This is a genomic window from Pseudonocardia yunnanensis (assembly GCF_039534065.1).
GTDB lineage: Bacteria > Actinomycetota > Actinomycetes > Mycobacteriales > Pseudonocardiaceae > Pseudonocardia > Pseudonocardia yunnanensis.
On sequence record NZ_BAAAUS010000013.1, the window covers coordinates 176,651 to 188,345 of the forward strand.

13 protein-coding genes are annotated in these 11,695 nt (G+C 70.5%); 7 read left to right on the forward strand and 6 right to left on the reverse strand.

The genetic code is table 11. The annotated features are described in order from the left end of the window. The first annotated feature begins 53 nt into the window (after positions 1-53). Together ABD743_RS14610 and ABD743_RS14615 are read left to right on the forward strand one after the other, a co-directional pair. The gene (locus ABD743_RS14610) at positions 54-1,361 is read left to right on the forward strand and encodes an MFS transporter (RefSeq protein WP_344722584.1); all 1,308 of its coding nucleotides are present in this window, start codon (positions 54-56) and stop codon (positions 1,359-1,361) included. Beyond that, positions 1,358-2,473, forward strand: coding sequence for a M20 family metallopeptidase (locus ABD743_RS14615; RefSeq protein WP_344722585.1), 1,116 nt, complete (start codon positions 1,358-1,360; stop codon positions 2,471-2,473). The genes ABD743_RS14610 and ABD743_RS14615 overlap by 4 nt, the downstream gene beginning before the upstream one ends. 9 nt (positions 2,474-2,482) lie before the next feature. Here ABD743_RS14615 and ABD743_RS14620 read toward each other — a convergent pair whose 3' ends face one another. Beyond that, complete coding sequence (locus tag ABD743_RS14620; RefSeq protein WP_344722799.1) at positions 2,483-3,316, reverse strand: hypothetical protein; 834 nt, start codon at positions 3,314-3,316, stop codon at positions 2,483-2,485. 115 nt (positions 3,317-3,431) lie between these two features. Here ABD743_RS14620 and ABD743_RS14625 point away from each other — a divergent pair, with 115 nt between their 5' ends. The 3 genes from ABD743_RS14625 (at position 3,432) to ABD743_RS14635 (ending at position 6,061) form a co-directional block, all read left to right on the forward strand. Next, positions 3,432-4,244, forward strand: a complete 813-nt coding sequence (locus tag ABD743_RS14625) for a DUF3097 domain-containing protein (protein ID WP_344722587.1) — start codon at positions 3,432-3,434, stop codon at positions 4,242-4,244. Between the two features lie 32 nt (positions 4,245-4,276). Further along, positions 4,277-4,711, forward strand: a complete 435-nt coding sequence (locus ABD743_RS14630; protein ID WP_344722588.1) for an NfeD family protein — start codon at positions 4,277-4,279, stop codon at positions 4,709-4,711. A 129-nt stretch (positions 4,712-4,840) separates the two neighbouring features. After that, entirely contained in the window at positions 4,841-6,061 is a 1,221-nt protein-coding gene (locus ABD743_RS14635) for an SPFH domain-containing protein (protein WP_344722800.1), read from the forward strand. 35 nt (positions 6,062-6,096) lie between these two features. Here the strand turns inward: ABD743_RS14635 and ABD743_RS14640 are convergent, their stop codons facing one another. The 5 genes from ABD743_RS14640 to ABD743_RS14660 all read right to left on the reverse strand — a co-directional run bounded on the left by ABD743_RS14640 (position 6,097) and on the right by ABD743_RS14660 (position 9,725). After that, positions 6,097-6,885, reverse strand: a complete 789-nt coding sequence (locus tag ABD743_RS14640) for an energy-coupling factor ABC transporter ATP-binding protein (protein ID WP_344722589.1) — start codon at positions 6,883-6,885, stop codon at positions 6,097-6,099. After that, positions 6,882-7,646, reverse strand: coding sequence for a cobalt ECF transporter T component CbiQ (gene cbiQ, locus ABD743_RS14645; RefSeq protein WP_344722590.1), 765 nt, complete (start codon positions 7,644-7,646; stop codon positions 6,882-6,884). Before cbiQ ends, ABD743_RS14640 begins: the two co-directional genes overlap by 4 nt. Positions 7,647-7,648: 2 nt before the next feature. Next, positions 7,649-8,014 carry a PDGLE domain-containing protein gene (locus tag ABD743_RS14650; protein ID WP_344722591.1) on the reverse strand — a complete coding sequence of 122 codons (366 nt, stop codon included), beginning with the start codon at positions 8,012-8,014 and terminating at the stop codon, positions 7,649-7,651. Next, complete coding sequence (locus ABD743_RS14655; RefSeq protein ID WP_344722592.1) at positions 8,011-8,742, reverse strand: energy-coupling factor ABC transporter permease; 732 nt, start codon at positions 8,740-8,742, stop codon at positions 8,011-8,013. The genes ABD743_RS14650 and ABD743_RS14655 overlap by 4 nt, the downstream gene beginning before the upstream one ends. A 128-nt stretch (positions 8,743-8,870) precedes the next feature. Next, positions 8,871-9,725 carry a glycosyltransferase family 2 protein gene (locus tag ABD743_RS14660; protein WP_344722593.1) on the reverse strand — a complete coding sequence of 285 codons (855 nt, stop codon included), beginning with the start codon at positions 9,723-9,725 and terminating at the stop codon, positions 8,871-8,873. A 344-nt stretch (positions 9,726-10,069) separates the two neighbouring features. On the opposite strand from ABD743_RS14660, the gene ABD743_RS14665 reads away from it, so the two are divergent. Then, positions 10,070-11,095, forward strand: a complete 1,026-nt coding sequence (locus ABD743_RS14665; protein WP_344722594.1) for a glycosyltransferase family 2 protein — start codon at positions 10,070-10,072, stop codon at positions 11,093-11,095. Between the two features lie 113 nt (positions 11,096-11,208). Beyond that, positions 11,209-11,586 (forward strand): hypothetical protein, encoded by a 378-nt coding sequence (locus ABD743_RS14670; RefSeq protein ID WP_344722595.1) that lies wholly within the window; start codon positions 11,209-11,211, stop codon positions 11,584-11,586. Positions 11,587-11,695: the final 109 nt, after the last annotated feature.

An 11,695-nucleotide genomic window follows, 5' to 3' on the forward strand; every position in this document is an offset into this window, starting at 1 on the left:
GTCGAGTGGCTACTCTCTGCTGACTTTCCGTCGCCGCAAAGCCAGGGGTAGCCGTGTCCGATCCGTCGACATCCACACCGCCTACCGCGGTCGCCTCCGAGCGGCACCGGTTGCCCGTCCGCACTCTGGTCGCAGCATCGATCGGCAACGCCATCGAGTGGTACGACTGGACGATCTACGTGACGTTCAGCATCTTCTTCGCCACGCAGATCTTCCCGAAGGAGAACGCTGCGCTCGCGCTGCTCAGCACGCTCGCCACCTATGCGGTGGCGTTCTTCTTCCGCCCGCTCGGGGGCTGGGTGCTCGGCCGGTTCGCCGACCTGCGGGGGCGGCGCACGGCGATGCTGGTGACGATCCTGCTGATGGCGCTGGGGTCACTCGCCATCGGGCTGCTGCCCACGTTCGCGATGGTGGGCTGGCTCGCGCCGGCGCTGCTGCTGATCGCCCGCATCGCGCAGGGCATGTCGCTGGGTGGAGAGGTCTCTAACGCCTCGGCATACCTGGCCGAGATCGCCCCGCCCGAGCGCCGCGGCCGGTACTCGTCCTTCTTCTACATCTCGACGGGTGCGGCGGTGCTCGTGGCGTCGCTGCTCGGTGCGCTGCTGACCCAGGTGATGGACACCGAACAGCTGGCGTCCTACGGCTGGCGGATCCCGTTCATCATCGGGGGCGTGCTGGGCCTCGTCGGGCTGTGGCTGCGCCGGGCGATGCCGGAGACCGATCAGTTCGAGGAGAACAAGACCGCGGCGCACGCCCTGCGCAACCCGCTCCTGACCACGTTGCGCGAGCACCCGAAGGCCGTCGGCCAGCTCGTGGGCTTCACGCTGCTCTCGACGCTCTGCTACTACACGTTCTTCTCGGCGCTCACGCCCTTCGCCGTGACCTCGCGGGGTGCCAGCGCGAACGAGGTCTTCGTCGCTCTCTCGATCGCGACGGCGTTGTTCGTGGTGCTGCAGTACCCCATGGGTGCGCTGTCGGACAAGTACGGGCGCAAGCCGCAGCTCCTGGTGTGGTCGGCTGCCACGGCGGTGCTGATCGTGCCGCTGTCGTACCTGATCGGGCCGGGGATGGGGAACCTGCTCGTCGTGTTCTGCGTCGGCCTCGGGCTCTACACGATGATGACCTCCATCGCGCCCGCGGTGATGAGCGAGCTGTTCCCCACGACGCTGCGCGGGCTGGGTATCGGTGCTTGGTACAACCTCACCGTCGCCCTGTTCGGAGGCACGGCCCCGTTGGTCATCCAGGCGCTGTCCGGTGCGGGTGTCGCCGAGGCGTTCTTCTGGTACGTGGCCGCCGGTGCCGCCATCGCGTTCCTGGTGATCCTGACCCTGCCCGAGACGAAGGGGCAGGTGTTGCGGTGACCTCGGCGCTGGACCTGCTCACCGACCTGATCCGGTTCCGGACGATCGGCGGCGGTGAGGGCGCAGCCGCCCGGCATTGCGCGGCGATCATCGAGAAGGCCGGGGTGGGCACGCAGCTGCTCGGTTGGGCCGACGGGCGCGAGCAGCTCGTGGCCCGCACCCCGGGCGACGGACCTCCGCTGACGTTCACCGGCCACCTCGACACCGTTCCGGTGGACGCCGAGGACTGGTCGGCCGACCCGTGGGGCGCCGAGCGTGACGGCGACAGGATCGTCGGGCGGGGCACCAGCGACATGAAGTCGGGCGTGGCCGCCGCCCTGATCGCCGTGGTGAACCACGCGAGCAGGCCGCATGCCTGCCGGGGCGTGCAGCTCGTGTTGACGGCGGGGGAGGAGACCGGCTGCACGGGTCTGCTCGGCCTGGACGACGGCGCCAGGTCGGCCATCGCAGGCGGTGGACCGCTGGTGGTGGCCGAGCCGACGGGCAACGAACTGGTGCTCGGCCACAAGGGCGCCCACTGGATGCGGCTGCGCGCCACCGGGCGTTCGGCACACGGCTCGGCTCCCGAGCTCGGCGACAACGCCGTGGTACGGCTCGCGCGGGCGGGTGTGGCGCTGCACGAGTTCGACGGCTGGCCCACCGACGAGCGGTTCGGGCGCGTCACCGCGAACGTCGGCATGTTCAGCGGCGGGGTGGCCACCAACGTGGTGCCGGCGGCCGCGGAGCTGATGCTCGACATCCGCACCGTGCCGGGCGTCGACCCCGACGAGCTGCGCACGCAAGTCGGAGCCCTGGCCGGCGACAAGGTCAGCGTTGCGGACCACGTGCTGCTTGCTCCGGTGGACACCGGCGCGGACGACCCGTTCGTCGGGCTCGTCCGGTCCGCGCTCGCCGACGCCGGGCTGGACGACACACCTCAGGCGCCGGCCCGCTACTTCACCGACGCATCGGTGCTGGCGGGGTTGCTGGGCGCAGGAGCGGCCGTGCCGACGGTGGTGCTGGGGCCGGGCGAGACCGCGCAGTGCCATGTGGTGGACGAGTGGTGCCTGGCCTCGCGTGTGGAGCAGGCAGTGGAGGTGTACGGGGCGCTGCTCGCCCGCTGGTGCGGCTGAGCAGCGCCGTCAGACGAGCGGGCTCGCCGCCAGAATGCGGACGGCCTCGGCCACGGCGGCCCGCCGGGCCACCCGCACCGCCGTCTCGATGGGACGCAGCGCCTCGCGACGGGCCGTGGCGGCGGAGGCGGACAGCGCCCCACCCGGTTCGTCGACCGACGCCGCGGCGAGGATCGCCTCCACCTCGTCGGCGTGCTGCAGCACGCGCAGCGGCTGCCCGGGCATCCCGGCAGGCCACAACGACGTGGGCCGCGCCCGCAAGGCGGCCGCGATCTCCTCGCGCACCCCGGGACGGTGGCGGGCCACGCCGAGCGAGGTGAGCACCGACGCCGACTGGCGGACCTGGTCGCGTAGCTCGCGCTCCGCCTGGTTGAGGGCGACGAACTCCGGCGGCGGGCCCGGATCGGCAACGGGGTAGACGGTCCAGCGCAGGACGCCGTCGGCCACCGACGTGGGCACGATGCCCAGCCCGGCCTCGGCGAACAGCACACCCTCGCCCGCCGACATCGCCTGCTGGCTGAAGGGGCCGGGGCCGGGGAGCCCACGTGCGTCACCGGCGACGGGGAGGACCAACCGGGCCGGGCCGCGCGGTGCCGACCGGCGCAGCGCGGCGAGCAGGAAGGTCACCGAGGACACCGGCTCGCCAGGCGAGGGGAGCGCGGTGACGCGGGCGGTGTCCGCGTCGGCTGCCTGGACGTCGTGCGCATCTGCCCACGGGGCGAGTGCGTCGAGCACGTCGTCGGGTGCCGCAGCACCCGCGAGCCAGGCCGAGGTCCACACGGTGAAGGTGGCGGAGGGGCAGGGCACGGGCGTCAGGCTAGCCACGTCCGGGGCCCGGAGCATCGCTGCCGTGCGGGTGAATGCGAACACGATGCGTTGCCGCAGGTCGGGCGGGTGGGTTCTGGGCATGCGCGTGTCGCGCCGTACCCGGAACGTGATCCAACGGTAGAACAGCGGGGTGACGCGGTCGCACGACTACCGAGGGGCGTTCGGAACGGACGGCACCCGCAATCGGGTCCGCCGGGAGATTCCGGAGGTGCCCGCCGAGGCCGGCCTCGTCGTCGAGGACCCGGCCAGTGGCTTCTGCGGCGCGGTCGTCGCCGTGACCGTGCGGGATGTGACCCTGGAGGACCGGCACGGCGGCCGACGGGTCTTCCCGCTGCGTCCGGCAGCGTTCCTGTTCGAAGGCGCTCCCGCCACCCTCGTGCCGCCGAAGCGGGCGCCCGCGGGCCCGATCCGCTCGGCTTCCGGCTCGATCAAGGTGCAGGGGCACACCGCCCGCACGGCCCGGGCCGCACGGATCTGGGTGGAGGGCCTGCACGACGCCGAGCTCGTCGAGCGCGTGTGGGGGCACGACCTGCGGGTCGAGGGCGTTGTTGTCGAGCCGATGCACGGCATGAACGACCTCGCCGCCGCCGTCGCGGGGTTCGGTCCCGGCCCGGGGCGCCGGCTCGGTGTGCTGGTGGACCACCTGGTGGAGGGGTCGAAGGAGACGCGCGCCGCCGCGGCGGTGGCCGGACCGGAGGTACTCGTCGCGGGGCATCCGTACGTCGATGTGTGGCAGGCGGTGAAGCCGTCCGTCGTCGGGATCCGCGCCTGGCCGGAGGTGCCCAGGGGGATTGACTGGAAGACCGGGGTCTGCGCTGCCCTGCGTTGGGGTGAGCCGGCGGACGGGGCACGCCGCGTGCTCGGCGCGGTGCACAGCTTCCGTGATCTCGAGGTGCCCCTCATCAATGCGGTTGAAAGGCTCATCGATTTCGTAACGAGCTGATCAGAGGCCCGCGGATCTGGCAGGATCGGTTCATGTCGGCCGCACTGATCTGGCTAATCGTGGGCCTTGTGCTGATCGCCGCAGAGGTGCTCTCCGGCGATTTCGTACTGCTGATGCTCGGCGGCGGTGCCCTCGCGGCGGCCGGCGTCTCGTTTCTTGTCGGCGGTCCGATCGCCGGCGCGGTCGCGTTCGTCGTTGTGTCGGTGCTGCTGGTGTTCGCCGCGCGTCCGGCGTTGCGCCGGCGGTTGAACCGCGGGATCGATCATTCCGTGATGCATCACAAGGCGCTCGTCGGCACCACCGCTGTCGTCGTCGCGCGGGTGGACGGCCATGACGGCCGGGTCAAGATCGGCGGCGAGCTGTGGTCCGCGCGGTCCAGCGACGGTCTCGAGGTGATCGAACCCGGCGCCAAGGTCACGGTCATGGACATCTCCGGGGCCACGGCGCTGGTCGTCGGACAGGACTAACTGCGGCAATCCGGGCGCCACAGGGGTACACCGGAATTACGTAGTGCGAGGCGGTGCGCAAGGATCCGGCCCGCTGACATCCAGTGCAGGGTTGAAGGGGGAGTGGTGACAGTGGCTGCCGATGGTGCGGTGCTACTGATCGTCGTGGTGCTCGTGGTCCTGCTTGTCGTGATATCGCTGGTCAAAGCTATCCAGATCATCCCGCAGGCCACGGCGGCGGTGATCGAGCGGCTGGGTCGGTTCAAGGGCACTGCCGACCCGGGTCTGGTATTCCTGGTGCCGTTCATCGACAAGGTCCGGGAGCGGATCGACCTGCGCGAGCAGGTGGTGTCGTTCCCGCCGCGGTCGGTCATCACCCAGGACAATCTGACCGTCGACATCGACACGGTCGTCTACTACCAGGTGGTCGACCCGAAGTCGGCAGTCTACGAGATCAACGACTACATCGTCGGCGTCGAGCAGATCACCACCACGACGCTGCGCAACATCGTGGGCGGGATGAGCCTGGAGGACGCTCTCACCTCGCGCGATGTGATCAACACGGCGCTGCGCGGCGAGCTGGACGAGGCCACGGGGCGGTGGGGGATCCGCGTTGCCCGCGTGGAGATCAAGGCCATCGACCCGCCCGCGTCGATCCAGGAGTCGATGGAGCGGCAGATGAAGGCCGAGCGGGAGAAGCGGGCCACGATTCTCACGGCAGAGGGCCAGCGGGAGTCCGCCATCCGCAGCGCCGAGGGGCAGAAGCAGGCGCAGATCCTCACCGCGGAGGGCGCCAAGCAGGCCGCCATCCTCAACGCCGAGGCCGAGCGGCAGTCCCGCATCCTGCGCGCTCAGGGCGACCGGGCTGCCCGCTACCTCGAGGCCCAGGGTGAGGCCAAGGCCATCGAGAAGGTGTTCGCCGCGATCAAGGCGGGCAAGCCGACGCCGGAGCTGCTTGCCTACCAGTACCTGCAGACGTTGCCGCAGATGGCCGAGGGAGACGCCAACAAGGTCTGGATCGTCCCGTCCGACTTCGGCAAGGCGCTGGAGGGCTTCACCCGGATGCTCGGTGCCCCCGGCGGCGACGGGGTCTTCCGGTTCGAGCCCTCGCCGGTGGATGACACGGTGTCCAAGCCCGAGGCGGACGACGAGTCGATCAAGGACTGGTTCGACACCGCCGGTGATCCTGCGATCGCCAAGGTGGTGGCCGACGCCGAGGCGCAGGCTCGCAAGGATGTGGTGCCCGCGCTCGGTGCGCAGCCCACGAACGCCAACGGCCCGGCGCGACCGGCCCTGCCGGAGAGCGCCATGCCCACGCCTCCACGCGGGTTCCCGCAGGTGCCGCCTGCTGATCCGGACGACCAGAAGTAATCGACCGGCGCTGCTGCGCCGTCCGGTTCGAGCTGTCAGGGCAGGGTGAAGCCGTAGGGCAGCTCGAGCCGGTGGCTGCGCAGCAGCGCAGGGTCGGCGAGCAGTTCGCGTAGCGGTGCATCGGCCACGATCACGCCGTCGTCGAGCACCACCCCGCGCGTACACAGCTGCAACGCGTACGGCAGGTCGTGGGTGACCATGAGCAGCGTGGCGTCCAGCCCGAGCAGCACTTCGGCGAGCTCACGGCGGGCCACCGGGTCGAGGTTGGACGACGGCTCGTCGAGCACGAGGATCTCCGGCTCGCACGCGAGCACGGTGGCGAGCGCAACACGCCTGCGCTGCCCGCCGGACAGGTGCAAGGGGGAGCGGTCGCGGTGCTCCTGCATGCCGACGGTGGCGAGTGCCGCGTCCACACGCGCGCGCAGTTCGGCGCCGGTGACACCGAAGTTCGCCGGGCCGAACGCCACGTCCTCGGCGACGCTGGGCATGAACAGCTGGTCGTCGGGATCCTGGAAGACGATGCCGACCCGCCGGCGCACCTCCCGCAGATTCTCCTTCGCCACCGGCAGACCGCCCACCGCCACCGAGCCGCGGCCCGCGGTGAGGATGCCGTTGAGGTGCAGCACGAGCGTGGTCTTGCCGGCCCCGTTCGGGCCGAGCAGCGCCACACGCTCGCCGCGATCGATCCGGAGATCGATCCCGAACAGAGCCTGACGGCCGTCCGGATAGGCGAACGCGAGGCCACTGACCTGCAGCGACGGCGGTGGCTCCGATGACCCCACCGTCGGCAGGGTGCCGGCTCCCGGTTCGCGTGCGCCTGTCATGTGATCGACCACCCGGTGACGGTCAGTGCTACGGCGACGGCCACGGGGGCGAGCCCCATCAGCCACTGGCTCCGCGTGGTGACCGCGTCGGTCAGCCGCGGCATGTCCCCGGTCCAGCCACGCGACAGCATCGCGAGATGCACCCGCTCACCGCGCTCGTAGGAGCGGACGAAGAGGGCGCCGACGCCGCGCGCGGTGGCTCCCGCCTGCCAGAGGAACCGCGGGTCGTGACCGCGGGATATCCGGGCGAGCCGCATCCGGCCGGCCTCGGCGGCGATCACGTCGACGTAGCGCAGCATGAGGGTGACGATCGTGACGACCGGTCCGGGCACGTGCAGTTGCTGCAGTCCGAGCAAGAGGTCGCGCAGCGAGGTGGTGGCGGCCAGGGTGAGCGAGGTCAGCACGCCGAGCGTGCCTTTGACGAGGATGTTCCACGCTCCGAGCAGCCCCGGTTCGGACAAGGAGAGCCCGAACCACTCGACGTACGGCGAGCCGCCGGTGATCGGGAGAAGCACCGCGAGCACCACGAACGGTGCCTCGATCACCGACCGCCGCGCGATCCACCCCGGCGGGATCCGTGCGACGGCCCAGATCGCGGCCAGCAGCACCAGGTATCCGCCGAACACCGGGAAGGCCTCCCTCGGTGTGGCGACCACGCACACCATCCCGAGGAACGCCGCGACGATCTTGACCTCGGCCGGGAGCCGATGCACCGGCGACGCCCCGGGAAGGTGGAGCGGATGGGCGTGTCCCGCACCCACGACTAGCGCTCGTCCCCCGGGCCGCCCCGCTTGCGAAGCACCTGGAACAGCGCACCCGCCACGACGACGGTGACCAGGACGCCGATCACGCCGGCCAGCCCGACCGTGCCGTCGCTGCCACCCACCGCGTAGTCGGCCAGCGGGCTCCCCGCGAACGTGTGGCCGCCGGCGTTCTGCGCGATGCACGTGCCGTCGAGCTGCTCGCCGGCGTCGGTCTCGACGACCTGGCAGCCGTCGAGAGTGACGGTGTCCAGCCCGTCGGGATGGGGGCTCGCGAGGTAGGACAGGACACCCGCGACGAGCAGGGCCACGGCGAGGAAACCGATGAAGAAGCGCGCGGAGCGACGGTTCGGTGCAGGCGCGGTCATGACGCGCTCCCCTCGGCCGCGGCACCGCTCTGACTCCGGCGGATGCTCAGTGGTGGTGCCGATCCGCGCAGGAGGTGCACGAGATCGGGCCGGACCGCGGCGACGGCTCCCACGGTGGCGGCGGTGATGATCCCCTCGCCGATCCCGATCAGCAGGTGCAGGCCGAGCATCAGCGTGAGGACGGTGCCCAGTGAAGCGCCGCCCGCGCCGCCGATCGCGTACTCCACGACGAAGGCGAGCGCTGCGGCAAGAGTGTTCACCAACGCGGCCACGAACGCCGTGGCGAGCAACCCGGCCCGACTGCGGCGGGCGAGCGGGCGCAGTGCGACCGCCACCGCGTAACCGACGAACACGCCGACCAGCGCCATGTTGACGATGTTCGTGCCGAGCGCGGTGAGCCCGCCGTCGGCGAAGAGCAGGGCCTGTACCGCGAGAACGATGGCGATGCAGAGCGAGCCGACCCAGGGGCCGACGAGGATCGCGACCAGCGCCCCGCCGAGCAGGTGGCCGCTCGCGCCGGGCAGGATCGGGAAGTTGATCATCTGGACGGCGAAGACGAAGGCGGTGACCAGCCCGGCCATCGGGGCCGTCCGCTCGTCGAGATCCGACCGGGCACGGGTGGCAGCCAGGGCCAGCCCGGCAACGGCCAGCACGCCGCACGCCGCGGCGGTGGGCGCGTTCACCAGCCCGTCGCTCATGTGCATGGCGAGGACCGTGTCGACGGCCATCCCGACCTCCCGAGGAGCGCGCTGTCGACCTTCCGGCCGATGACTCGCTCAGGCTAGTCGCGATCGTCCGGCAATCGCAAAATATGTGCGATTAGCCGCTTGATGTCGCCGCGGGCGGCATGCGCGGCTCAGGCCGCGTCGCCCCCTTCGTTGCGGCGCGCGGCGATCTTCGAGATCGCGTACAAGGCCCGCCTGCGCGAGCGTCCGGCCGGAGCGAGCAGCCGTCCGACCGCGAGATCGACACCGCGGACCTGGAAGAAGGGCGATTCGCCGATCTCCTCCAGGAGCATCCGCTGCTGCTCGTAGATCCCCTCGCCGTGGGCCGACGAGACGGTGCCGCGTCCGATCCGGAACGCCGCGAGCGTCTCCGGCAGCCCCAGGAACTCGCCGTACTGCAGGAGCCGGAGCCACAGATCGAGATCCATGATGTAGGTGCGGTCGGCGCGCCACCCGCCCACGGCGAAGAAGTCCTCGCGGCGGAACAACACGTTGTTCGACTCGCCGATCGGGTTGGAGCCGTTGCGGACGACTTTTCGCGCCACCTCCACCCCGGTGCGCACGCCCGTGAGCCCGGCCAGGCCCCGGTTGGGCACGATCACGCGGCTCTGCTCGTCGATCATGTGCCGCCGCGACGCCACGAGAGCGAGGCCGGGGTCGGCTTCCATGGGTGTGACCTGGAACTCGAGGCAGCGCGGGTGGAGCAGATCGTCCGCGCACACGACCTTGACCAACGGCGAACGGCTGAGCTGGACCACCCGGTTCCAGTTGTCGGGCTGCGACAGGGTGGTCGGGTTGCGCTCGATGCGGACCCGGGAATCCCGTTCCGCGAAGGACTGCGCGATCGCGCCGCTGCCGTCCGTGCTCGCGTTGTCGAGGACGATGAGTTCGAAGTCGCGGTACGTCTGATCAAGCACGCTACGGATCGTCTCGGCCAAGAAGCGCGCGCCGTTGTAGACCGGAATGCAGACGGACACGCTCGCCATCGGCAGCAACTCGGGCCTCTCTCCAGCCGACTTCAGGACGCCGCGACCGTACCGCTCAGCGGCCGCGCCGAAGCCCCTGGCCCCCGCTACTGCACGATCGGGTACCTCGATGACGGGCAAGGTCCACGATCCGTAGAGTGCCGATCGGCGGCCTCGCGCTGCTCCAGCAGTTGCACTAGCAAAGATGGCCCGATTGGGGTACAGCGTCGCTAGATTGTTACGTAACGCGATGGGGTGTTTTGGAGATAAACCCAGTGATGGAGATCGTCCTGGGGTACGGCAACGTGCAGCGACGCGGCCGAGGACGCGAAATCACCGCGTGGGCGGTGGGGGGGAGAACGGCGATGCAGCGGAACGGCAACCCGCGGGTGTCCGTGGTGGTGCCGACCCGGAACGAGGCGCGGAACCTGGAGGTCGTGCTCCCTGCGATCGCCGCGGTGCGCCCGGCGGTTCACGAGATCATCGTCGTCGACGGCAACTCCGTCGACGGCACGGTCGAGGCCGCCCAACGGGTCCTGCCCTGGGTCAAGGTCATCACCCAGACCCGCAAGGGCAAGGGTAACGCGATGGCGTGCGGGTTCGCCGCCGCCACCGGAGACCTCATCGTCATGTTCGACGCCGACGGGTCGGCCGACCCCGCGGAGATCCCGGCGTTCGTCCGCGCCCTGATCGACGGCGCCGACTTCGCCAAGGGTAGCCGCTTCGTCCGCGGTGGGGGCAGCGACGACATCACGCTCCTGCGCAAAACCGGCAACGCAGGCCTCAACGGCGTGGCGAACGCGCTCTTCGGCACCTCCTACACCGACCTCTGCTACGGCTACAACGCCTTCTGGATCGACATCCTCCCGGTTCTCGACCTTCCGCCCATCGACGCGCCCGCCCCGCCCGAAGGGATGCTCTGGGGCGACGGCTTCGAGATCGAGACCGTGCTCAACTGCCGCGTCGCCGCCGCGGGGCTGAAGATCACCGAGGTCCCGTCGATGGAGCGCGAGCGGATCTTCGGCCAGTCCAACCTGCGTACCTTCGCCGATGGCACCCGTGTGCTTCGCACGCTGGCCGCCGAGCGTCGCCGGGCGCTGCGTGGTCGTGCCGAGAAGGTTCAGGTCGAGGAGCAGGCCCGGGCTCTCACGCCCGCCGGCGGCATCCCCGTGGTTCCGCCGCTCGCCGAGCCCGCTTCCAACGGTGGGCCGATCTCCACTGGTCCGATCGGCGCCGGGCCGCTCTCCACCGGTTCGCTGAACGGCGCTGCTCCGGTTGCCGACCCCGTGAACGGCCGCCGCCCGATGCCGCCGCCCCGGCCGGCTCCAGTGGACCGTGAGGGACGCGATAGCGTCGCCCTTCGCTTTGCACTGGAGGAGGAAGCGTCCTGATCGGGACGCACCCCTACACTTCGACGCCAACCGGGTCCGCCGGGGTGTCCGGTGACCATCCGCCAGATGCTTGCGGCGAGACGATCGCGAGTCGGTGACGAACGGAGTGCCAGGTGAGCGTGCCCTCAAGCGCTGAGCTCACGCGGGCGCGGCTCGCGCGCCGCTTCGTGGCCATTCTCCTGGTGGTGGCCGGGATCACGGCGTGCGTGTTGAGCGTTCTGAAGATCACAGGTGGCGTGATCGGCGACGTCCGGTTCGTCGTCACCACCGTCTTCCTCGTTCTCGGGCCCGGCTGGGCCGCCGCAGGCTTCCTGCGTCGGGCCCCCGCCGCGCACGTCTGGTTGCTCACCGTGGGGGTCGGCGTAGCCACCACGCTTCTGGTCGCCCAGTTCATGGTGAGTACTGAGCATTGGCGACCAGCGGTGGCGCTGTATGTGATGACGGCTCTGAGCGTCCCCTTGCTGCTCCGCCATGCGGTGGTCGCTCAGTGATCGCTAATACATTGATCGTCGAGTCAGTGCTTGTCAATACAGTGATCGTCTCTTCCCGGTTCGCCTGCGCTTCCCTGGTCCCCACGTCGTGACGCAGAGGCAACCGTCC

Coding starts and splice junctions, on each gene's coding strand:
- ABD743_RS14620 (WP_344722799.1), bottom strand. CDS start 3,316: ATGCTCCGGGCCCCGGACGTGGCTAGCCTGACGCCCGTGCCCTGCCCC.
- ABD743_RS14630 (WP_344722588.1), top strand. CDS start 4,277: ATGTCGGCCGCACTGATCTGGCTAATCGTGGGCCTTGTGCTGATCGCC.
- ABD743_RS14640 (WP_344722589.1), bottom strand. CDS start 6,885: ATGACAGGCGCACGCGAACCGGGAGCCGGCACCCTGCCGACGGTGGGG.
- ABD743_RS14650 (WP_344722591.1), bottom strand. CDS start 8,014: ATGACCGCGCCTGCACCGAACCGTCGCTCCGCGCGCTTCTTCATCGGT.
- ABD743_RS14655 (WP_344722592.1), bottom strand. CDS start 8,742: ATGGCCGTCGACACGGTCCTCGCCATGCACATGAGCGACGGGCTGGTG.
- ABD743_RS14660 (WP_344722593.1), bottom strand. CDS start 9,725: ATGGCGAGCGTGTCCGTCTGCATTCCGGTCTACAACGGCGCGCGCTTC.
- ABD743_RS14665 (WP_344722594.1), top strand. CDS start 10,070: ATGCAGCGGAACGGCAACCCGCGGGTGTCCGTGGTGGTGCCGACCCGG.